This window comes from Allostella sp. (assembly GCF_041913585.1).
In the GTDB taxonomy this organism is placed as follows: Bacteria; Pseudomonadota; Alphaproteobacteria; order ATCC43930; family Allostellaceae; genus Allostella.
This window is the reverse complement of the sequence record NZ_JAYSFE010000096.1, coordinates 1-18,704: the sequence shown is the minus strand read 5'-3', so window position 1 is coordinate 18,704 and position 18,704 is coordinate 1. Positions and strand designations below refer to the sequence as shown.

Genomic DNA, 18,704 nt, shown 5'->3' with positions numbered 1-18,704 from the left:
ATGACCGCCTGACTAGCGCCAGCCGGCGCGGTCCATGATCTTCAGCGCCTCGGCGCTGTTCTTGGCGAAGGTCTTGGCGTTGAGCCCGTCGGCCTTGAACTCGCCCCAGGCCACCAGCGTCGGATGCAGTTCGGCGCCCGCCACGACCGGGTACTCGTAGTTGCCGATGGCGAAGATCTTCTGGGCCTCGGGCGAGGCGAGATACTCCAGGAACTTCACCGCCGCCTCGCGGTTGGGGGCGTGCCGGCATACGCCAGCGCCGCTGATGTTGACGTGCGTGCCCCGGTCCTTCTGGTTCGGGAAGAACACCCCGACCTTGTCGGCGACGGCCTTGTCCTCGGGCTTCTTCGAGTTGACGAGGCGGGCGAGGTAGTAGGTGTTCGAGATCGCGACGTCGCCCTCGCCGGCGGCCGCGCCCTTGATCTGGTCGGTGTCGCCGCCGCGCGGCGGCCGCGCGAAGTTGGCGGCGAAGCCACGCGCCCAGGCCTCGGTCTTCTCCGGTCCGTTGGCGGCGAGGATCGAGCCGGTCAGGGACAGGTTGTAGATGTTGGTCGAGCTCCGCATCAGGATGCGGCCCTTCCACTTCGGATCGGCCAGGTCCTCGTATGTCGAGAGCTCGGACGGCTTCACCTTCGCCTTGTTGTAGACGATGACGCGCGCCCGCTTGGAGAAGCCGAACCACTGCCCGCCCGGATCGCGGAGCGCGGCCGGAATCTTCTCCTCGAGCACGGCCGACTTCACCGGCTGGTAGATGCCCTGGTCCTCGGCCGCCTGCAGGCGACCGGCGTCGACGGTGACGAAGACGTCGCACGGGCTGTTGACGCCCTCGGCCTTGATCCGTTCGATCAGCTTCTCGGCCGTGTCCTCGACCAGCCGGACCTTGAAGCCGGTCAGCTTGGTGAAGCCCTCGTAGAGGGCGTTGTCGGTGTCGTAGTGCCGGGCCGTGTAGAGGTTGAGGTCGGCCGCGGCCGCCCCGGTCGCCACCCCCATCACCACCGACGCCATCAGCGCCGCGAGGCTCGTCGATCGCATCGTCCCTCCGAATTCGTTGCCGTGCGCGGCCGAGACGGCAGCGCCGGATGCCTAGGAATTAATCCGGGCGGCGTGCGATTGCAAGTAACTCTCAGGTGCGGCATTCCGCCCGGGCGATGGGCCTAGACCGGATTCCGCTGGATGAGCTGGCGCGCGATGATGAGGCGCTGGAGCTCGTTGGTGCCCTCGCCGATCACCAGGAGGGGCGCGTCGCGGTACAGGCGCTCGACCGGGAACTCCTTGGAATAGCCGTAGCCGCCATGGACGCGCATCGCCTCCAGCGAGTTCTCGACCGCGGCCTCGCTGGCGAAGAGCTTGGCCATGCCGGCCTCCATGTCGCAGCGCCGACCGGCATCCCAGGCGTCGGCGGCGGCGCGCACCAGGAGCCGCGCCGCTTCGACCCGGGTCGCCATGTCGGCGAGCTTGATCTGGATCGACTGGTGCTCGCAGATCGGCTTGCCGAAGGTCTTGCGGATCTGGGAGTAGCGCACCGCCTCGTCGAGGGCGGCCTGGGCGACGCCGACGCCGCGCGCGGCGACGTTGATGCGGCCGAGCTCGAGCCCGCCGAGCGCGTGCTTCAGCCCCTCGCCCGGCACGCCGCCGACCAGGTTCTCGTTGCCGATGCGATAGTCGCTGAAGATCAGCTCGGCGCTGTCGATGCCCTTGTATCCGAGCTTCTCCAGCTTGCGGCTGGCCGAGAAGCCCTCGCCCTTCTCGCAGATGAAGAGCGACATGCCCCGGTGCCGCGGCTCCGCCTCGGGGTCGGTCTTGACCAGCACGGCGAAGGCCTGCCCGTGGATGCCGTTCGAGATCCAGGTCTTGGTGCCGTCGATCACCCAGCCGTTGCCGTCGGCGCGGGCGACCGTGCGGATCGCCTGCAGGTCGGTGCCGCAATCGGGCTCGGTGAGTGCCAGGCCGCCGCGCAGTTCGCCGGTGGCGAAGCGCGGCAGGAACCGCTCCTTCTGCTCGGGCGTGCCGAAACGCTGCACCGCCGACGCCATGATGAGGTGCGAGTTGAAGATGCCCGAAAGCGACATCCACACCTGCGACACGCGCTCGACCACCTGGGCGTAGGTCGAGGCGGAGAGGCCGAGCCCGCCAAATTCCGGCGCGATCGTGGCGCCGAAAAGCCCCAGCTCCTTCATCCGCCCGACGATCTCCTCGGGGTAGATGTCGTCGTGCTCCAGCGCATGGACGTGGGGCTTCACGTCGCGGTCGAGGAAGCGGCCGACAGAGTCGAGGATGAGACGGTCCTGCTCGGCGGCTTCGTCCTTGCCGGCGGCATCGGTGGTCATGGCGTTCCTTCCCGGGATCAGTAGTTGGCCTTGTCGGCGACGCCGTGGCCGCGCATGGCGGTCAGGATTGCGCGCCGGAACTGCATGAACTCCGTCCCGTCGGCCTTGAGCCCGCGGGTCAGCACGGTGACGACCCCCTGGCCCGGCCGCGAGCGGGAGGCGCGCTTGTCCAGCACCTCGCTCTCCGCATAGATCGTGTCGCCGTTGAAGACCGGCGCCGTCAGCTTGATGTCGGTCCAGCCGAGATTGGCGATCGCGTGCTGGCTGACGTCGGCGACGCTCATCCCGGTCACGATCGAGAGGGTGAGCGCGCTGTTCACCAGCGGCCGGCCGAACTCGCTCTTCGCCGCATAGGCCTGGTCGAAATGCAGCGGGTGGGTGTTCATGGTCAGCAGCGTGAACCAGGCATTGTCGGTCTCGGTGATCGTCCGGCCCGGACGATGCTCGTAGACGTCGCCGATCGTGAAATCCTCGAAATAGCGGCCGGGCGACGCCCGGAACCGTTGCGGCGCGATCTCGCGGCTGCCGACCATTCTTCCTTCCTCCCGTGGTTCGCGCCATCATACCGGGGTTCGGTCCCGAACGCCCATCCGACGGAGCTTCTCCACGACCATGGCCGACCTCAAGATCTACGGCATCGCCCGTTCGCGCGCCTTCCGCGTCCTCTGGGCGGCGAAGGAGCTTGGCCTCCCTTACGACCATGTCCAGATCGGCTTCGACGGCAGCAACAAGACGCCGGAATACCTGGCGGTGAACCCGCTCGGCACCGTGCCGACCATCGCGGACGGTGCCTTCCGGCTCTCGGAATCGCTGGCGATCAACCTCTACCTCGCCAAGCGCGCCGGCTCGCCGCTCTATCCCGCCGCGCTCGAGGACGAGGCGCGGACCTGGCAATGGACGCTCTTCGCCGCCACCGAGCTCGATTTCCCGATCCTCGACTGGGCCCGGCACACGATGGTCCTGCCGCCCGAGAAGCGCGACCCCGCGGTCGCCGCCAAGGCCTTGTCGACACTGGCGCCGAAGCTGGCCCTGATTGACGGGGCGGTGCGCGAGCGCCCCTACCTCCTGGGTGACCGCTTCACCATCGCCGACCTCAACGTCGCCTCGGTCATGTACCGCCTGCTGTGGGGCGACCTGACGCGGACGCCGGCCGCCAAGGCGTGGCTCGACCGCTGCTACGACCGACCGGCCGCCAGGGAGGCCCGGGCCTTGCGCGAATGACGGCGCCCGCCATCGACGGCGCGGCGCTCGACCGGCTGATCGCGGCCGCCCCGGACGAGCCCGGGACGGCGGCGGCGATCGTCGACGCCGCCGGCACCCTGTGGTCCGGCGTCGCTGGTCTCGCCAGCCTCGCCCAGGGTGCGCCGGTCACGGCTGAGACGCGGTTCCATCTCGTCTCCCTCAGCAAGCCCTTCACCGCCGCGACCATGGTCCGGGCGGCGGCCGACGGCCGCCTGTCGCTCGACGACGACATCCGCCGCCACCTGCCCGAGATGCCGGCGCCCGACCACGGGCGGCCGGTCACGGTGCGCCACCTCCTGTCGATGACGAGCGGCCTCGACGACGTCCTCGAGATCGACCGGCTGCGCGGCGTCTGGCACCCCTCGCCCGGCCGCGCCGCCGACCTGCTGGCCCGGGCGCTCGCCCGGGCGCGGACGAGCGCGCCACCCGGCCGCCGCTACATGTACGGCAACGTCAATTTCGTGCTGGCCGACGAGATCCTGCGCCGGCTCGGCCACGCGTCGGCCGACGCCGCGCGCCGGGCCGCGCTCTACGATCCGCTCGGGCTCGAGCGTACGACCGACCGCCACGACGACGGCATCCCGCTTCCGGGCATGGCGGAGCCGTACGTCCGGGCGGGTGGAAACTGGCGCCGGGCGACCGACATCCTCGGCATCTGCGGCGACCCGGTGGTGTCGACGCTGGCCGACATGGCGCGCTGGGCCTCGGCCCTGCTCGCCGGCCGGGTCTCGGCGCTGGCCACCATGGCCGAGCCGGCCCGACTTGCCGACGGCCGGCGGCTGCGCTACGGCCTCGGCCTCTTCCTGCGGCAATGGCGCGGCCGTCGCGCCATCGGCCATTTCGGTACCCAGCCGGGCTGGAAGGCCGGCATGCTGCTGCTGCCGGATTCCGGATTCGGCGTCGTCTTCCTGTCGAACCGCGAGGACCGGCTGCCCGGCCAACTCGTCCCGCGGATGCTGGAGATCGTCCTGCCGACGCCCGAACCCGACCCGCCCCCGCAACCGGATCGGACGGGCGAATTCGTCGCGCCGGAGGCGGGCGAGTGGGTCCGCCTCGGTACCGGCGGCCTCCTGGAAACGGTCGGCCCGTCCTACCGGCTGCTCGCCGCGGGCATGCGCTTCCGGGCCGCCGTCGATCTCGGCGCCATGATGCATGCCGATGGCGCCTTCGCCGCGGACGGCGCGCTCGACCTGGACCTCGGCGGCGAACGCCTGCACCTCGTGCCGGCAACCGCTCCGGCCTTCGACCCCGGCGACTATGCGGGCGCCTATGACGGCGTCGACATCCCCAGCCGCCACGTCGTCCGCATCGCCGACGGCGGCCTCGCGATCGACTACGGCCCAGGCGGGGACCGCGGCCGCGCCTTCGCCATGCGCCCGGTCGGCCCCGACCTCTTCCTCGTCGAGCCCTCCGCCCCCGGCATCGCCCACCGCCACGTCTTCCGCTTCCGTCGCGACGCGAAGGGCCGCGTCGCCGGCGCGGAAGTCACGCTGGAACGGCTGAAGCGCGTGGCCCTGCGGCGGGCGTGACGGTCCGGCTGTGGCGATGACCGGCGAGAATGGCGGGCTGACCCTCGCCTTCCTGCTGATCGCCGTGCTCTACGCCACCATCGGCCAAGCCGGCGCCTCCGGCTACCTCGCCGTCATGGGCGTCGTCGGGTTCGCGCCGGAGACCATGAAGACGACGGCGCTGGCCCTCAACGTGGTCGTGGCCGCGATTGCGACGTACCGGTTCTCACGCTTGCGCCTCTTGAGCTGGCGGACGTTCTATCCGTTCGGCGTGCTCGGCATCCCGTTCTCGTTCCTCGGCGGCGCCGTGCAGCTGCCGGAAGCGATCTACGACCCCGCCGTCGGAATGATCCTGCTGATCTCCGCAGCGCAGATGTTCCTCGCCGCCCGCGGAAGGCGGGATACCGTTGCCCAGCCGCCGCCGGCCCCGCCGATCCTTCCGGCGGTCGCGGCGGGTGCCGTCGTGGGATTTGTGTCGGGAACCACCGGCACGGGCGGCGGCGTCTTCCTTGCGCCGCTCATCCTCTCGATGAACTGGGTCGCGGTGCGCCAGACGGCCGCCATCACCGCCGCCTACAACCTCCTGAACTCGGCCGCCGCCCTGGCGGGCGCACACGACCACCTCGGCGCCCTCCCGGAGATGCTGCCGGCCTGGATGGCGGTCGTGGCCGTCGGCGGCTGGCTCGGCGCCTCGCTCGGCGCGCGGCTCCTGCCGGAGACGGCGATGCGCTACGTCCTGGCCTTCGTCCTCTTCGGTGCCGGCATCCGACTGCTCCTGACCTGAGCTTGGTCAGATCGCGCGAAGCTGGCGGGCAAGGTCGACAAGGTCGGTTGCCACGAAGTCGAACGCATGCTCCGCCTGCTTGTCCTTGACCTGCGCCGGCCCGTACTCGGCCGGGCGCGGGAAGAAGGCGGTCCGCAGCCCCTGTTGCGACGCCGCGACGAGATCGGAATTGTGCGCCGCCGTCATCAGCACCTCGTGCGGCTGCAGCCCGAGCAGGCCGTAGGCCATGCGGTAGACCTCGGGGTCCGGCTTGTAGTGCCGGCAGAGTTCGGCCGAAAGGATGGTGTCGAACGGCATGCCGGCCCGCTTCGCCATGTTCAGCAGCAGCGCGACGTTGCCGTTCGACAGGGTCGCCAGCGTGAAATGCGGCTTCAGCGCCAGCATGCCCGGGACCGTGTCCGGCCACGGCGTCAGCCGGTGCCAGACCCGGTTCCAGTGGTCCTTCTCGGCCTCGTCGAGGCCGATGATGCCGAACTCGGCGAGCAGCCGGTCGAGCGTCTCGCGGTGCAGGTGGTCGAGGATCGTCCACGGCCGCTCGCCGCGGCGGACGCGGTCCATCGACGGGTGGTAGGCGGCGCGCCAGGCGTCGGCGAAGGCGGCCCAGTCGGCGGCGACGCCGCGTGCCGCCCCCCAGGCCGCGCCTTCGCGGGCGATCGATCCGCGCCAGTCGACCAGCGTGCCGAACACGTCGAACACCAGTGCCTTGATGCCGTGGCCCATCGCATCCCTCCTCACGGCTGCCAGCGGCCGAGGCCGCCCTTCCAGGCGATCGCGCAGCCGAACGGCCGCGACAGTTCGGCGAAGCGCGCCACGATACGCTCTCCGGTCGCCTTGTCGGCGAGCCGCGGCGTGCCGCGGCGGGCGGCCCGCAGCGCCTGCGACAGCTCGACCGGATGGAAGTCGATGCCGACGACCTCGGTGCCCGCGAAGCGCAGGATCGGCAGCAGCGTCTCGTAGTAGGCCGCGTCGGCGAAATTGAGCGTCGCGCTCTTGGCGGCGCGGGCGGCGTAGTAGTCGGCCGGCATCGACGTGTCGCCCGGGAGGTCCAGTACCTCGTACTGCTCGGCCGGCACCGGCTCCGTCGTGTCGCGGTGGAAGACGAAATTGCCGAGACTGTAGAAGATCGGCCGGCCGGCATGGACCTCCATGCCGCGCAGCTGGTGCGGCCCGTGGCCGAGATAGGCCGTGGCGCCGGCGTCGATGCAGGCGCGCGCGAAGGTGACCAGCCAGTCCGGCGTGCGGGTCACCGGGTTGGCCGGCTCGTGGGTGTGGCCATTGACGAGGACGATGTCGGCGAAGGCGGCGGCGTTGCGGATCTCGCGCAGGACACGGTCGACGTCGCGCGGCTCCAGCCACTCGACGATCCGGGTCTCGGTGCCCTCGGCCAGCGCCAGGTTGGCCGTCTCGAAGAGGCGCGGGTTGCCCTGGGCGGACTGGGCCGCCGCCAGCACCTTGTAGGTCGCGGGGTCGAGTTCCAGGCGCCGCTTCACCTTGACGCCGTTGACGCCGGGGCGGCCGGCGACGTCGCCGCGCTGGGCGCCGGCCCGGTGGCTCGCCGGGTAGGTCGTCGTCAGGCTCAGCATCGCCACCCGCCCGACCGCAGTGTCGAGATAGACGGCGCGGCCGGCCGCCGACAGGTGGTCGCCGCAGCCGGCATGCGGCAGGCCCATCCCGTCCAGCACCCGGGCCGTCGCCTGCAGCCCCTCGATCCCCCAGTCGCAGGCATGGTTGTTGCCGCGGGCGAAGAGGTGGAAGCCCATGTGGGCGAGATCGGCCAGCGCCGCCGGAGGCGCGACGAGGTAGCTGCCCCCGCGCTCGGCACCCGGCCAGCCGCGGAAGGACGCCATGTCGAAGACGTTGGTCTCCAGGTTGACCGAGGCGACGTCGACCGAGCGGATCAGCCGGCAGAGATCGTGGAAGCCCGGCTCCTCCGGCCGGTCGAGGTGCCGCGTGCGGAGGCCGATGATGGCATCGCCGGCCGCCGTCAGGGTCCATTGCGGTCCGGCCACCGCCTTCTTCCGCATCAGTCCAGCACGCGCCATGGGGATTTCCGATTCACCGAGGGGACGGGGCGGCGATGCTACCTGCCGCTGTCGCCGGACACCATCCGCGTTGATCGCCGCATCGCCTCCATGATCGAATGCCGTCGATCGCGCCCGAAGGAGGCATGACACATGATCGCACCGACCGACGCCCTGGTGATGGAGATCGAGGCGGCCTTCAACAGCCGCGACGTCGACCGGATCCTCTCGCATTTTTGCGAGGACGGCGTGTTCTGCACGGCGCGCGGCCCGACCAAGACCGGCATCGAGCTCAAGGGGAAGGCTGCGATCGGGCAGTTCCTGCGCGAGCGCTTCTCCCACATCCCGGACATGTACTGGCACCCGCATTTCCGCTTCGTCGCGGGCGACCGGGGCGTCTCCTACTGGACCGTGACCGGCACCGACCGGCGCAGCGGCCGGGCGCTCGACCTCCACGGCTGTGACATCTTCCACTTCCGCGACGGCAAGATCGCCCACAAGGACACGTTCTGGAAGACGATCGAGCCCTGACGGCGGCGGTCAGCCTCCGCCGCGGCCGAGGAAGTCGAGAAGCAGGCGGGTGACTTCCCCCGCCTGCTCCTGCTGCACCCAGTGGCCGGCGCCCTCGACCAGATGGCAGCCGAGCATGCGGGAACAGACCTGCTCCCGCATCTCCTCGATGGCGCCCGGCTTCTGGTAGATGCCCCAGTCGCTGCGGCCGGCGACGAAGGCGGAGGGAATGTCGATGGTCTTGCCCGAGAACACTTCCAGTTCGGCGTCGAAGCGGCCGCTGGTCCGGCAGCGGTACCATTGCAGCCCACCCTGGAACCCGGTGCGCGCGTACTCGCCGGAATAGACCGCGAGTTCCGCCTCGGTCAGCCAGCCGCAGGCCGCAATCTCGGCCGGCGTCGGCATCTCGCGGGCGACCGTCGCCGCCATCCCCTCATCCCGGTCCATGATGTAGTAGGTCGGCATCTTCGCCAGTTCGGCCGCCGTCCAGCCGGCGAGGCGGAACGGGCGGTTGCCGGCCCAGTCGGCGCTCTTGAAGTGATAGTAGGCGCGCAGGAAGGCGTGCACTCCCTGCGGCGCCCGCCACATGTCCGGATCGGCCTCGCGGCCGGAATAGTACCACTGGTAGTGCTTGCGCGGCCGCGGCAGAGCCGCCAGCGCGGCGTGGATGTCGGGCCCCGCCGCCACCGGGGCCGCGCCACGGTCGGCGGTGGCGAACGGGATCGACGGGGCGCCCGCGAAGGGCGCGCTCATCAGCACCAGCGAGCGGAAATAGTCGGGCCGCGCCAGCGCCGCGAGCGCCGCGACCGAGGCGCCGAAATCGTGCCCGACGACGGCCGCGACCGATCGGTGGCCGAGCGCGAAGGTCAGCCCCAGCACGTCGCGCAGCAGGTTGAGGAAGCGGAACTGCGCCAGGTCCCCGTCATAGTCGGGGTCCCATCCCGTGGTCCGTCCGTAGCCGCGCTGGTCGGGCGCGATGACGTGGTAGCCCGCCGCCGCCAGCGGCACCATGACCTTCCGCCAGCTGTAGGCGAGTTCGGGAAAGCCGTGCAGCAGCAGGACGGCCGGCCGGCCCGGGGTCTCGTGGCCGGCCTCCAGGAGGTGCATCCGCAGGCCGTTGATTCCCGGCACGAACCGCGACCGGATGCCGGCCGGCAGCACGCCCGGGTCGAGCGGGAGGAGATCGGTCATCGGCTGCCGCCTTCGAGGCCGGCCGGAACGGTCAGCGCGCCTTGACGACGCCGCAGCCGATGCGGGCGCCGGCGCCGCCGATCGGCTGCGTCGCGTGATCGTCGGGATTGGCGTGCAGCACCAGCGCCGCGCCGTCGGCGTCGAGCAGCGCCGGCCGCCCGCCCTTGCCGCCGAGCGAGGCGAGCGTGGTGAAGAACTCGGCCATCGCCGTGCCGTCGGCGTGGACCCGGACATTGGGCAGGTCGCCCGCATCCGGCCCCTCCGGGTTGAGCAGGCCGTGCTTGCGGCCCTGCGGGTTGAGATGCGCCTTGGAGGCGACGAAGCCGTGGTCGTGGTCGTCGCAGGTGCCGACGGCGTGGATGTGGATCGCCTTGTCGCCGGGCGGCAGGCCGCGCAGGTCGACGCGGATCAGGATGCCGGTGGGCGCCTCGACCAGGGTCGCGGTGCCGAGCACCTTGCCGCCGGCGCCGACGATGTCGGCGCCCGCCCGGTCGGCGGCGGCGGCGGTCAGGGGCGCCAGGGCGAGGACGGTCGCGACCAGCAGCGGCTTCGGACGGAACATCGGTGAAATCCTCCTGGTTGTCTCGTTCACCCGGTGGCGCCGCGGTGCTCCCGGCGCCGGATCGACTCGCGATAGATGATGTATAGGCCGCTGCCGGCGATGATGCCCATGCCGACGAACGTGCCGAGGTCCGGCAACTGTCCGAAGAGCGCCCAGCCGGCGAGCGTTCCCCAGGCGAGGCCGAGATAGCTCAGGGGCGCCAGGAACGCGGGCGGGGCGTGGCTGAAGGCGTGGATGTAGGCGAGGTGGCCGACGAAGCCGAGGATGCCGATCGTCACCAGCCCGATCCAGCCCCAGAGATCGGGCGCGGCCCAGACGAACGGCACCGCCGCGAGCGAGGCGACGGTGCCGACGAGACCGGTATAGAAGATCGTCGTCATCGGGTGGTCGGTCGCCGCCAGCATCCGGGTGGTGACGTTGTAGAAGGCCATGGCGGTCGCGGTCACCAGCGGCAGCGCGACCGCCCAGTGGAGTTCCTGGAAGCCCGGCCGGACGACGACGAGCACGCCGATGAAGCCGACGATGACCGCCAGCCAGCGCCGCCATCCGACCTTCTCGGCCAGGAGCGGCACCGAGAGCGCCGTCACCAGCAGCGGGCTCGAATGGTTGAGGGTGATCGTGTCGGCGAGCGGCAGGTAGCGCAGCGCCAGCACGAAGAGCGCGCTCGCCAGGAACAGCAGGCCCGAGCGCAGGATCTGCAGGCCGGGCCGGCCGGTGCGCAGGTAGCGGAACTGCCCGCGGGCCGCGAACAGCGCCAGGATCGGCAGCATGCTGAAGAAGTACCGGCCCCAGGTCACCTGCATGACCGAATATTCGGCGACCAGGAACTTCGAGATCGTGTCGAGGGCGATGAAGAGCAGGCCGGCCAGGACCATGAAGGCGGCACCGACGAGCCGGCCGCGGCGCTCGCGGTCGCCGCTCGTGTCGTCGGGCGCGGTCACGCCGCCAGCCCCGTCAGCCCGTCCCACGCGAGCTTGACCCCGGTCAGCAGCAGCAGCCCGTGGCAGATGCGGAAGAACAGCACCGGGTCGATGCGGCGGTGCAGCCAGAAGCCGAGCCCCATGCCGACGGGCGCCAGCGGCAGCAGCACGAGGCTGGTCAGCAGGTTGCCCGGCTGGAGCTGCCCCAGCCACGCATAGGGCCCGAGCTTGACGAAATTGACCGCAGCGAAGAACACCACGGTCGTCGCGACGAAGGTCGTCTTGTCGAGCTTCTGCGGCAGCAGATAGACGGAGAGCGGCGGGCCGCCGGCATGGGCGACGAAGCTGGTGTAGCCCGACACCGCCGACCAGAACATGCCGGCCGTCCGGCCGGGCGGCGGCCGGTCGCGCCGGCGGTCGCGCGCCAGCAGGCCAGCCCAGTGGCGCAGCACGAAGGCGACGGCGATGCCGCCGATGACGAGCCGGATGCCGGCCTCCGACAGCCACCCGAAGGTCAGCGTGCCGAGCGCGATCCCAGCCATCGCGGCCGGCAGCAGGAAGGCGAGCTTCGGTCCGTCATGGGCGCTGCGGTAGCTCCACAGGCCGATCAGGTCCATGACGCAGAGCACCGGCAGCATGATGCCGGCCGCCTGGGTCGGCGAGATCGCGAGCGACATCAGCGGCACCGACAGGATGCCGGCGCCGGCCCCGAGCCCGCCCTTGGAGATGCCGGTGAAGAGCAGCGCCGGAACGGCGAGGCAGTAGAACCAGGGATCGGCGATCACGCCCGCGGGCCGCTCTTCGGAAGGATCGCTGCAGCCTACCGGCCGGCGGCACCGTTGGCCATGGCGAAGCCGCTTGTGCGGCGACTATTCCGGTCCGCGCAACAGCGGCGCCAGCCGGTCCTCGATCTCGATCTCGACGTCGAGGACGGCGGCCGCCAGCGTCTTGCCATAATTGTCGAGGCAGAGGTTGCGGGAGACGCCGCCGCCGAGTGCGTCGTGGGCGACGAAATTGAGGGCGGCGAGCCCGTCGACCGCGTACCGGTCGACCCGTCCGCGGACGACGCCGGCATAGCGGGCGGCAAAGCGCTCGGCCGTCAGTTGCGCCTTGATCGCCGGATAGAACGCCGCCTCGTAGGCGAAGACCCCGACGTTCGAGATGTTGCCCTTGTCGCCGGAGCGGGCATGGGCGATGCGGCGCAGCGGGACCAGCATCTCAACTCTCGCGGATGGTGACGGTGGGACGGACGGCGTCGCGGGCGACCAGCGCCGACCAGACGCCGATGACCTCTCGCACCCGGTCCTGGTGCGGCACGCGCTTGCCGGTCATGCCGACGCCGGAGACGGCCATGGCGTCGACCTCGCGCCCGACCTTGGCCGCCTCCTCGCGGCTGCGGGTGCGGGCGGCCACCCGGAGCGCCACCTCGTAGGGCTCCGGCCCGCAGGGCGAGGCCGGCCCGTGGATGGCGTTGACGCCGAGGAAGTCGATGCGCAGGTCGTCGGCCGCCAGCTGCACGTAGCGGAACCGCTCCTCGAGGATGCGCCGGGCGAGCCGCGCGCGGTCGAGCGCACCGGGACCGGCATAGAAGAACATGTCCTCGCCGACGAACCCCTCCTGAAGACCGATCGAGACCTTCAGCGTCGACGTCCGCACCCGCCCGCCGATCCCCTCGACCCGCACGCGGTCCGCCGCCTCCTCGACGATGCGGGTGGTGGTGAAGTCGACCACGACGTCGGGCGTGATGTAGGCGGCAGGGTCGTGGACCTCGTAGAAGAGCTGCTCCTTCACCGTGCGCGCATCGACGAGGCCGCCCGTGCCCGGCAGCTTGCCGATCACGGCCGCCCCGTCCTCCCCCACCTCGGCGATCGGGAAGGCGAGGTTCCAGGGATCGGGCACGTCCTTGTAGCCGGGGTCGGCGAAATACCCGCCGGTCACCTGGGCGCCGCATTCGAGCAGATGCCCGATCCCGGCCCCCTGCCCCAGCCGCGCCCAGTCGTCCAGCGCCCAGCCGAATTCGTGGACCATCGGCGCCAGGAACAGCGACGGGTCGGCGACGCGGCTGGTGACGACGATGCGCGCGCCGTCGGCCAGCGCCGCCAGGATCGGCTCGATGCCGAGATAGGCCTCGGCCGAGACGATGGTGCCCTGGAGTGCCGCGACCGGCTCTCCCGTCTCCAGGACCCGGTCGGCGAGGCCCGCGATCCGGTCGGTCAGCATGCCGCCATCGACGGCCGCCACCCGGACGCCGGCATGGCCGAGCCGCCGGCACCACCAGGCGATGCGGTCCGCCGCGCCGTCGGGATTGATCCAGCCCTGGTTCGAGACGATCCGGGTGCGGCCGGCGAGGCAGTGCGGCAGCACCGCCGCCATGCGGTCGTCGAGATGGGTGTCGTAGCCGGGAAAGGCGGGATCGCGCCGCCGCCGCACCTGGGCGGCCGACACCGTCGCCTCGGCCATGGTCTCGAACACCAGCCAGTCGAGGTCGCCGCGCTCGGCGTTCCAGGCCGCCGGCTCGATCCGGTCGCCCCACCAGGCGGCGCCGGCGCCGATGCGGATGCTCCTCATGGTTTCCACCCCCGATTGCCTTCTCGCGCCGTTTGACATCGGCCGGACGCTTCGCCACCCTGGCGCCAAACATACCAAGCGGTATGTGCGGGGCAACCGCACCGAGGCCGCGACGGGCATCGCCATGCCGACGATCGGAGGAGCGCCATGACACGTCTCAGGATTCTCGCGACGGCCGCGCTGTTCGCGCTGGCCGGCACCGCCGCCGCGCAGCAGCCGCCGAAGGACCCGCCGGTCATCAAGATCGGCGCCATCTTCGCCATGAGCGGCCAGGCGAGCTGGTACGGCCAGGTGATGTCGCAGGGCATGCGCCAGGCGGTCGACGAGATCAACGCCAAGGGCGGCGTCGACGGCATCAAGCTCGAAGCGGTGATCGAGGACCACAAGGGCGCCGGCGGCGCCGAGGGCGTCGCCGCGATCAACCGGCTGATGTCGATCCACGGCACCAAGATCGTGCTCACCTCCTTCACCGGACCGACGCTCGGCATCGCCCCCATCGCCGACCAGAACGACATCTTCCTCATCAACGGCGGCGGCGTCGGCGTGAAAATGGTCGGCGCCTCCAAGTACATCGTCCACAACCGCTCGCTCTCCTCCGACCTCGCGCTCGGCGCGCTGCAGGTCGCCCAGGGCATGGGCCTCAAGAAGATGGGCCAGCTCCACTGGAAGAACGACGTCGGCGACTACATCGTCGCCAGCGTCGACCCGGTGTGGAAGAAGGGCGGCGGCACCATCGTCGCCACCGAGGCGGTGCCTCAGGGCGCCACCAACATGGACACCCAGGTCGCCAAGATCCGCGCCGCCAGCCCCGACGTCATCGGCATGTGGATGTTCACGCCCGAGGTCGGGCTCGCCGTCAAGCGCATCCGCGAGTTCGGCATGAAGCAGCCGATCATCGGCGTCGAGTTCACCGCCAACGACGCCAAGGTCGCCGGCGCGACCGGCGAGGGCTTCCTCTACATCAACGATTTCTTCAAGCCGTCCGACGACCAGCCCTGGTCGAAGCAGTTCGCCGCCGACTACGAGAAGCGCTGGGGCCAGGCGCCCGAGTTCTATGCCGCCAACTACTACGAAGGCGTCTATCTCGCGACCGAACTGCTGAAGCGGTCGCGCAAGAAGGGCGGCGACTATATCGGCGGCGAGCGGCTGAAGGCCGCCCTCTACGAGAACCCCAAGGTCGACAGCGTCTATGGCGGCCAGATGACCTTCCAGCCCAACGGCGTCGCCCAGAAGCGGGTCGCGCTCTTCAAGGTGAAGGACGGCAAGGGCGAGTTCCAGGAATTCGTCCAGGTCAAATAGCTGCCCGGCCGCACTTCCGGGCGGCGGCGACGCCGCCCGGCCACGTCCCCACAGACCCGAACGGCGGCCGATGGATCTCGTCCTCCAGCTTCTCGTCAACGGCCTCATCAACGGCAGCCACTACGCGCTGCTCGGCGTCGGCTTCGGGCTGATCTTCGGACCGACGAAGATCACCCACTTCGCCTTCGGGCCGATCTTCGCCATCGGCGCCTATGGTTGCTGGGCCGCGGCGACGCTGCTCGGCCTGCCGGTGCTGCCGGCCGCCGCCTGCGGGGTGGCGGCGGCGGCGCTGGCGGGCGCCCTCTCCTACCTCTGGCTCTACCGGCCGTTCGAGCGCCGCGGCAGTTCGCACCTCGTCGTGCTGATCGCCTCGCTCGGCCTCTTCATCACGCTGGAGAACCTGATCGGCATCGTCTTCGGGACCGACACCAAGGTCATTCCCGACGTCAGCCCCGGCATCTTCCTGTGGGGACCGGTGGTCGTCACCTCGATCCAGCTCTGGCAGGTGGCGGCGCTGGCGATCGTCGCCCTGCTGCTTTTCGCCTTCCTGCGCCACGCCCGCCACGGCAAGGCCCTGATGGCGATGACCGACAATGGCGAGATGGCGCAGATCATCGGCATCGACACGGTGCGCGTGTCGCTGATCGCCTTTGCCGTCGGCTCGGCCGTCGCCGCGGTGCCGGCCGTCCTCATCCTGCTGAAGGAGGGGGCGACGCCGCACATGGGCTTCATCGCCGTCTTCATGGCCTTCGTCGCCGTCATCGTCGGCGGCATCGGCTCCTTCAAGGGGGCGATCATCGGCGGCTACGCGGTCGGCATCGTCGAGAATCTCGGCATGTGGAAACTGCCCACCGAGTGGCAGTCGACCATCGCCTTCGTCGTGCTCTTCCTCATCCTGCTGTTCCGGCCGAGCGGCCTGTTCGGCCGACGGCTGCGCTGACGGGAGGCGGTCGATGGACTACCTCCTGCACATCCTGGTGATGGTCGCGCTCTATGCGATCCTGGCCGGCTCCTTCAACCTGCTGATCGGCTTCTCCGGCCTGTTCGCGCTGTCGCACGCCGCCTTCTTCGGCGTCGGCGCCTACACGACGGCGATCCTGGCGACGAGCTGGGGGCTGCCGTTCCCCTGGCCGCTCCTGGCCGGCATCGCGCTGGCGGCGCTCGTCGGCCTCGCCATCGGCCTGCCGGCGCTCCGCGTCGGCGGCGAGTATCTCGTCATCGTCACGCTGGCGCTGCAGATCATCGCGGTCGCGGTGATGCTGAACTGGACCAGCCTGACCGGCGGCACCCAGGGCATCGGCAACGTGCCGCGCATCCATGTCGGCGGCGTTGCGCTCGACACCGCCGGCCGCTTCCTGCCGCTCGCCGTCGCCGTCGCCGCCCTGTCGCTGTGGTGCGCCTGGCGGCTCGGCGCCTCGCCCTTCGGCCGGGCACTCCGGGCGATGCGCGAGAACGAGGCGGCCGCCCAGGCGGTCGGCAAGAACGTGGTGGCGATGAAGCTCATCGTCTTCGCGGTCTCCGCCGGCATCGCGTCGGTCGCCGGCAGCCTCTACGCCCACTACATCGCCTTCGTCAGCGCCGTCTCCTTCACCATCGAGACCACGATCTACATCCTGGCGATGGTGATCCTCGGCGGCACCGGCAACCTCGCCGGCTCGGTGCTGGGCGCGGCGATCCTGGTCGTGCTGCCGGAACTGCTGAAGTTCGTCGACCTGCCGCCCGACATCGCCGACAAGCTGCGGCAGGTGATGTACGGCGTCATCCTCATCGTCATGCTGCGGCTGCGGCCGGAGGGGCTGCTGCCGGAGCATGACGAGAAGCGGGCCCGCGTCCCGGCCGGCCTCGGGGGCAGCGACCTCGGCCCGCTCGCCCCACCGATGGCGGCCGACGGCGGCGTCACCGTCGAGGGCCGCGACCTCATGAAGAGCTTCGGCGGCATCGTCGCCGTTCGCGACTTCTCGATCGACCTGAAGCGCGGCCGGATCGTCGGCCTGATCGGGCCCAACGGCGCCGGCAAGACCACCGCCTTCAACCTGCTGACCGGCTTCCTCAGGCCGAACGGCGGCAGCGTCCGCTTTCGCGGCCAGACGATCTCCGGCCGCGCGCCGCACCAGATCGTCCGCTCCGGGATGGCGCGGTCGTTCCAGGACCTCAAGCTCTTCCGCAAGATGACGGTGCTGGACAATGTCCGCGTGGCACTGCCCCGGCAACGCGGCGACCGGCTCTTCGACGTCTATTTCCGCCCCTGGATCGTCCGGGCGGAGGAGCGCGAGAATCTCGGCCGCGCCCTGGCCGTGCTGCGCTTCGTCGGGCTGGAGGCGCAGGCCGGAGAACTGGCCGAGAACCTCTCCTATGCGGAGGAGAAGCTGCTGGTCATCGCCCGGCTGCTGGCGACCGGCGCCGAGGTGCTGCTCTTCGACGAACCGCTCTCCGGCCTCGATCCCGGCACCATGGAGGAGATCTTCCCGATCATCCGGCGGCTCGCCGCCCAGGGGAAGACCATCTGCATCATCGAGCACAATCTCGACGTCATCCGCGGGCTCTGCGACTGGGCGGTGTTCCTCGACGAGGGCCACAAGATCGCCGAGGGCACGCCCGAGACGCTGATCGCCGACCCGGTGCTGGCGGAGCGCTACTTCAAATGACCGAGATCATGCTGGACGCGCGGGGCATCGCCGCGGGCTACGGCCGCAAACGGGTCGTCCACGGCGTCGACATCGCCGTCGCGAAGGGCGAGATCCTGCTGGTGCTGGGCCACAACGGCGCCGGCAAGACGACGCTGATGCGCGCCCTCTTCGGCCTGCTGCCGACGGACGAAGGCACGATCCGCTACGAGGGCCGGGACATCGCGGGGCGCGGTCCGGCCGGCAACGTCGCCGACGGCATCGCCTTCATCCCCCAGGGCCACGGCATCTTCCGCACGCTGACGGTGCGCGACAATCTCGACCTCGGCGCCTTCTCGGTCCGCGACAAGTCGGTCCTGCCCGAGCGGCTGGAGGCGATCTACGCCATGTTCCCGATCCTGAAGCAGCGCGCCGCGCAGATCGGCGGCACGCTGTCGGGTGGGCAGCAGCAGATGCTGGCGATCGGCATGGCGCTGATGCACGCGCCGCGCCTCGTCATCCTCGACGAGCCCTCGATCGGCCTCGCCCCCAACCTCGTCGACAAGGTCATGGAGGCGATCGCCCATGTGAACCGCAGCATGGGCACGACGATCCTGATGGTGGAGCAGAACGTGAAGTACAGCCTGCCCATCGCGTCCCGCGTCGCCGTCCTGAAGACCGGCCGCAAGATCTACGACGGCCCGCCCGCCCCGCTCCACGACCGGGTCGAACTGATGAAGCTGTTCTGACTTCCCGACACCATCTCCGGAACCGACGATGCCGACCAATCCGCGCTGGAAGAACCGACCCGAGGGCTCGACCTGGGGCGACTGGGGCCCCGACGACCAGCTCGGCCGCCTCAACCTGCTGACGCCCGAGCAGGTGAAGAAGGGCATGGCGGAGGTGAAGGAGGGCATTCCCTTCTGCCTGTCGCTGCCGCTCGACTACCCGGGCGAGGCCAAGCTCAATCCGCGGCGGCACCCGCCGAAGCTCCAGCCGACGGTGCGCGACGGCAAGCCCTACCTCAACTTCCCGCTCAGCCTGACCAACCGCCACCATCTCGACGTCATCAGCGACGACGCGGCGCTGATCCATCTGCAATATTCGACGCAGTGGGACAGCTTCGCCCATGTCGGCCAGCAGTTCGACGCCGACGGCGACGGCAAGCC

The 18,704-nt window shown here is 70.5% G+C and carries 19 protein-coding genes and 1 pseudogene; 9 read left to right on the top strand and 11 right to left on the bottom strand.

Going from position 1 to position 18,704, the window contains the following annotated elements; genetic code table 11:
• Nucleotides 1-12: 12 nt before the first annotated feature.
• From ACE3Q3_RS17125 to ACE3Q3_RS17115, 3 genes are all read right to left on the bottom strand, one after another.
• Nucleotides 13-1,032 (bottom strand): Fe(3+) ABC transporter substrate-binding protein, encoded by a 1,020-nt coding sequence (locus tag ACE3Q3_RS17125; protein ID WP_374448135.1) that lies wholly within the window; start codon nucleotides 1,030-1,032, stop codon nucleotides 13-15.
• Between the two features lie 122 nt (nucleotides 1,033-1,154).
• Nucleotides 1,155-2,327, bottom strand: a complete 1,173-nt coding sequence (locus ACE3Q3_RS17120) for an acyl-CoA dehydrogenase family protein (RefSeq protein WP_374448133.1) — start codon at nucleotides 2,325-2,327, stop codon at nucleotides 1,155-1,157.
• A gap of 17 nt (nucleotides 2,328-2,344) precedes the next feature.
• Nucleotides 2,345-2,860, bottom strand: coding sequence for a MaoC family dehydratase (locus tag ACE3Q3_RS17115; RefSeq protein ID WP_374448130.1), 516 nt, complete (start codon nucleotides 2,858-2,860; stop codon nucleotides 2,345-2,347).
• A gap of 79 nt (nucleotides 2,861-2,939) precedes the next feature.
• Here ACE3Q3_RS17115 and ACE3Q3_RS17110 point away from each other — a divergent pair, with 79 nt between their 5' ends.
• Genes ACE3Q3_RS17110 through ACE3Q3_RS17100 form a run of 3 tightly spaced genes read left to right on the top strand, consistent with a single transcriptional unit; the run spans nucleotide 2,940 to nucleotide 5,861 of the window.
• Nucleotides 2,940-3,548 carry a glutathione S-transferase family protein gene (locus tag ACE3Q3_RS17110; protein ID WP_374448128.1) on the top strand — a complete coding sequence of 203 codons (609 nt, stop codon included), beginning with the start codon at nucleotides 2,940-2,942 and terminating at the stop codon, nucleotides 3,546-3,548.
• On the top strand, nucleotides 3,545-5,098 hold the full coding sequence (locus ACE3Q3_RS17105; protein WP_374448126.1) for a serine hydrolase domain-containing protein: 1,554 nt from the start codon (nucleotides 3,545-3,547) through the stop codon (nucleotides 5,096-5,098). The genes ACE3Q3_RS17110 and ACE3Q3_RS17105 overlap by 4 nt, the downstream gene beginning before the upstream one ends.
• Before the next feature lie 16 nt (nucleotides 5,099-5,114).
• A complete protein-coding gene (locus ACE3Q3_RS17100) occupies nucleotides 5,115-5,861 on the top strand; it encodes a sulfite exporter TauE/SafE family protein (RefSeq protein WP_374448124.1) in 747 nt (248 codons plus the stop codon).
• 6 nt (nucleotides 5,862-5,867) lie between these two features.
• Here the strand turns inward: ACE3Q3_RS17100 and ACE3Q3_RS17095 are convergent, their stop codons facing one another.
• Together ACE3Q3_RS17095 and ACE3Q3_RS17090 are read right to left on the bottom strand one after the other, a co-directional pair.
• Nucleotides 5,868-6,581 (bottom strand): haloacid dehalogenase type II, encoded by a 714-nt coding sequence (locus ACE3Q3_RS17095; RefSeq protein ID WP_374448121.1) that lies wholly within the window; start codon nucleotides 6,579-6,581, stop codon nucleotides 5,868-5,870.
• Nucleotides 6,582-6,592: 11 nt separating this feature from the next.
• Nucleotides 6,593-7,903, bottom strand: coding sequence for a CapA family protein (locus ACE3Q3_RS17090; protein WP_374448120.1), 1,311 nt, complete (start codon nucleotides 7,901-7,903; stop codon nucleotides 6,593-6,595).
• A 132-nt stretch (nucleotides 7,904-8,035) separates the two neighbouring features.
• Between ACE3Q3_RS17090 and ACE3Q3_RS17085 the strand changes: the two genes are divergently transcribed.
• On the top strand, nucleotides 8,036-8,413 hold the full coding sequence (locus tag ACE3Q3_RS17085) for a nuclear transport factor 2 family protein (protein ID WP_374448119.1): 378 nt from the start codon (nucleotides 8,036-8,038) through the stop codon (nucleotides 8,411-8,413).
• Nucleotides 8,414-8,422: 9 nt separating this feature from the next.
• Here ACE3Q3_RS17085 and ACE3Q3_RS17080 read toward each other — a convergent pair whose 3' ends face one another.
• The 6 genes from ACE3Q3_RS17080 to ACE3Q3_RS17055 all read right to left on the bottom strand — a co-directional run bounded on the left by ACE3Q3_RS17080 (nucleotide 8,423) and on the right by ACE3Q3_RS17055 (nucleotide 13,633).
• Nucleotides 8,423-9,583: an alpha/beta fold hydrolase gene (locus ACE3Q3_RS17080; protein WP_374448118.1), complete on the bottom strand. Its 1,161-nt coding sequence runs from the start codon at nucleotides 9,581-9,583 to the stop codon at nucleotides 8,423-8,425.
• Between the two features lie 31 nt (nucleotides 9,584-9,614).
• Complete coding sequence (locus ACE3Q3_RS17075; protein ID WP_374448116.1) at nucleotides 9,615-10,145, bottom strand: superoxide dismutase family protein; 531 nt, start codon at nucleotides 10,143-10,145, stop codon at nucleotides 9,615-9,617.
• 26 nt (nucleotides 10,146-10,171) lie between these two features.
• Nucleotides 10,172-11,086 carry a DMT family transporter gene (locus ACE3Q3_RS17070; RefSeq protein WP_374448114.1) on the bottom strand — a complete coding sequence of 305 codons (915 nt, stop codon included), beginning with the start codon at nucleotides 11,084-11,086 and terminating at the stop codon, nucleotides 10,172-10,174.
• On the bottom strand, nucleotides 11,083-11,850 hold the full coding sequence (locus ACE3Q3_RS17065; RefSeq protein WP_374448113.1) for a sulfite exporter TauE/SafE family protein: 768 nt from the start codon (nucleotides 11,848-11,850) through the stop codon (nucleotides 11,083-11,085). The genes ACE3Q3_RS17070 and ACE3Q3_RS17065 overlap by 4 nt, the downstream gene beginning before the upstream one ends.
• 84 nt (nucleotides 11,851-11,934) lie before the next feature.
• A complete protein-coding gene (locus ACE3Q3_RS17060) occupies nucleotides 11,935-12,282 on the bottom strand; it encodes a hypothetical protein (protein ID WP_374448111.1) in 348 nt (115 codons plus the stop codon).
• Between the two features lies 1 nt (nucleotide 12,283).
• A complete protein-coding gene (locus ACE3Q3_RS17055) occupies nucleotides 12,284-13,633 on the bottom strand; it encodes an acyclic terpene utilization AtuA family protein (RefSeq protein WP_374448110.1) in 1,350 nt (449 codons plus the stop codon).
• 147 nt (nucleotides 13,634-13,780) lie between these two features.
• Between ACE3Q3_RS17055 and ACE3Q3_RS17050 the strand changes: the two genes are divergently transcribed.
• The 5 genes and pseudogenes from ACE3Q3_RS17050 to ACE3Q3_RS17030 form a co-directional block, all read left to right on the top strand.
• The gene (locus ACE3Q3_RS17050) at nucleotides 13,781-14,932 is read left to right on the top strand and encodes an ABC transporter substrate-binding protein (protein WP_374448109.1); all 1,152 of its coding nucleotides are present in this window, start codon (nucleotides 13,781-13,783) and stop codon (nucleotides 14,930-14,932) included.
• Nucleotides 14,933-15,002: 70 nt separating this feature from the next.
• Entirely contained in the window at nucleotides 15,003-15,872 is an 870-nt protein-coding gene (locus ACE3Q3_RS17045) for a branched-chain amino acid ABC transporter permease (protein ID WP_374448107.1), read from the top strand.
• A gap of 13 nt (nucleotides 15,873-15,885) precedes the next feature.
• On the top strand, nucleotides 15,886-17,577 hold the full coding sequence (locus ACE3Q3_RS17040) for an ATP-binding cassette domain-containing protein (RefSeq protein WP_374448106.1): 1,692 nt from the start codon (nucleotides 15,886-15,888) through the stop codon (nucleotides 17,575-17,577).
• A complete protein-coding gene (locus ACE3Q3_RS17035) occupies nucleotides 17,574-18,284 on the top strand; it encodes an ABC transporter ATP-binding protein (RefSeq protein WP_374448104.1) in 711 nt (236 codons plus the stop codon). The genes ACE3Q3_RS17040 and ACE3Q3_RS17035 overlap by 4 nt, the downstream gene beginning before the upstream one ends.
• 28 nt (nucleotides 18,285-18,312) lie before the next feature.
• A pseudogene (locus ACE3Q3_RS17030) lies at nucleotides 18,313-18,704 on the top strand (cyclase family protein); the annotation flags it as partial.

What these genes read in the sequence shown, in the direction of transcription:
- ACE3Q3_RS17125 (WP_374448135.1), bottom strand. Translation starts at nt 1,032, where the DNA reads ATGCGATCGACGAGCCTCGCGGCGCTGATGGCGTCGGTGGTGATGGGG.
- ACE3Q3_RS17120 (WP_374448133.1), bottom strand. Translation starts at nt 2,327, where the DNA reads ATGACCACCGATGCCGCCGGCAAGGACGAAGCCGCCGAGCAGGACCGT.
- ACE3Q3_RS17115 (WP_374448130.1), bottom strand. Translation starts at nt 2,860, where the DNA reads ATGGTCGGCAGCCGCGAGATCGCGCCGCAACGGTTCCGGGCGTCGCCC.
- ACE3Q3_RS17110 (WP_374448128.1), top strand. Translation starts at nt 2,940, where the DNA reads ATGGCCGACCTCAAGATCTACGGCATCGCCCGTTCGCGCGCCTTCCGC.
- ACE3Q3_RS17105 (WP_374448126.1), top strand. Translation starts at nt 3,545, where the DNA reads ATGACGGCGCCCGCCATCGACGGCGCGGCGCTCGACCGGCTGATCGCG.
- ACE3Q3_RS17100 (WP_374448124.1), top strand. Translation starts at nt 5,115, where the DNA reads ATGACCGGCGAGAATGGCGGGCTGACCCTCGCCTTCCTGCTGATCGCC.
- ACE3Q3_RS17095 (WP_374448121.1), bottom strand. Translation starts at nt 6,581, where the DNA reads ATGGGCCACGGCATCAAGGCACTGGTGTTCGACGTGTTCGGCACGCTG.
- ACE3Q3_RS17090 (WP_374448120.1), bottom strand. Translation starts at nt 7,903, where the DNA reads ATGGCGCGTGCTGGACTGATGCGGAAGAAGGCGGTGGCCGGACCGCAA.
- ACE3Q3_RS17085 (WP_374448119.1), top strand. Translation starts at nt 8,036, where the DNA reads ATGATCGCACCGACCGACGCCCTGGTGATGGAGATCGAGGCGGCCTTC.
- ACE3Q3_RS17080 (WP_374448118.1), bottom strand. Translation starts at nt 9,583, where the DNA reads ATGACCGATCTCCTCCCGCTCGACCCGGGCGTGCTGCCGGCCGGCATC.
- ACE3Q3_RS17075 (WP_374448116.1), bottom strand. Translation starts at nt 10,145, where the DNA reads ATGTTCCGTCCGAAGCCGCTGCTGGTCGCGACCGTCCTCGCCCTGGCG.
- ACE3Q3_RS17060 (WP_374448111.1), bottom strand. Translation starts at nt 12,282, where the DNA reads ATGCTGGTCCCGCTGCGCCGCATCGCCCATGCCCGCTCCGGCGACAAG.
- ACE3Q3_RS17055 (WP_374448110.1), bottom strand. Translation starts at nt 13,633, where the DNA reads ATGAGGAGCATCCGCATCGGCGCCGGCGCCGCCTGGTGGGGCGACCGG.
- ACE3Q3_RS17050 (WP_374448109.1), top strand. Translation starts at nt 13,781, where the DNA reads ATGACACGTCTCAGGATTCTCGCGACGGCCGCGCTGTTCGCGCTGGCC.
- ACE3Q3_RS17045 (WP_374448107.1), top strand. Translation starts at nt 15,003, where the DNA reads ATGGATCTCGTCCTCCAGCTTCTCGTCAACGGCCTCATCAACGGCAGC.
- ACE3Q3_RS17040 (WP_374448106.1), top strand. Translation starts at nt 15,886, where the DNA reads ATGGACTACCTCCTGCACATCCTGGTGATGGTCGCGCTCTATGCGATC.
- ACE3Q3_RS17035 (WP_374448104.1), top strand. Translation starts at nt 17,574, where the DNA reads ATGACCGAGATCATGCTGGACGCGCGGGGCATCGCCGCGGGCTACGGC.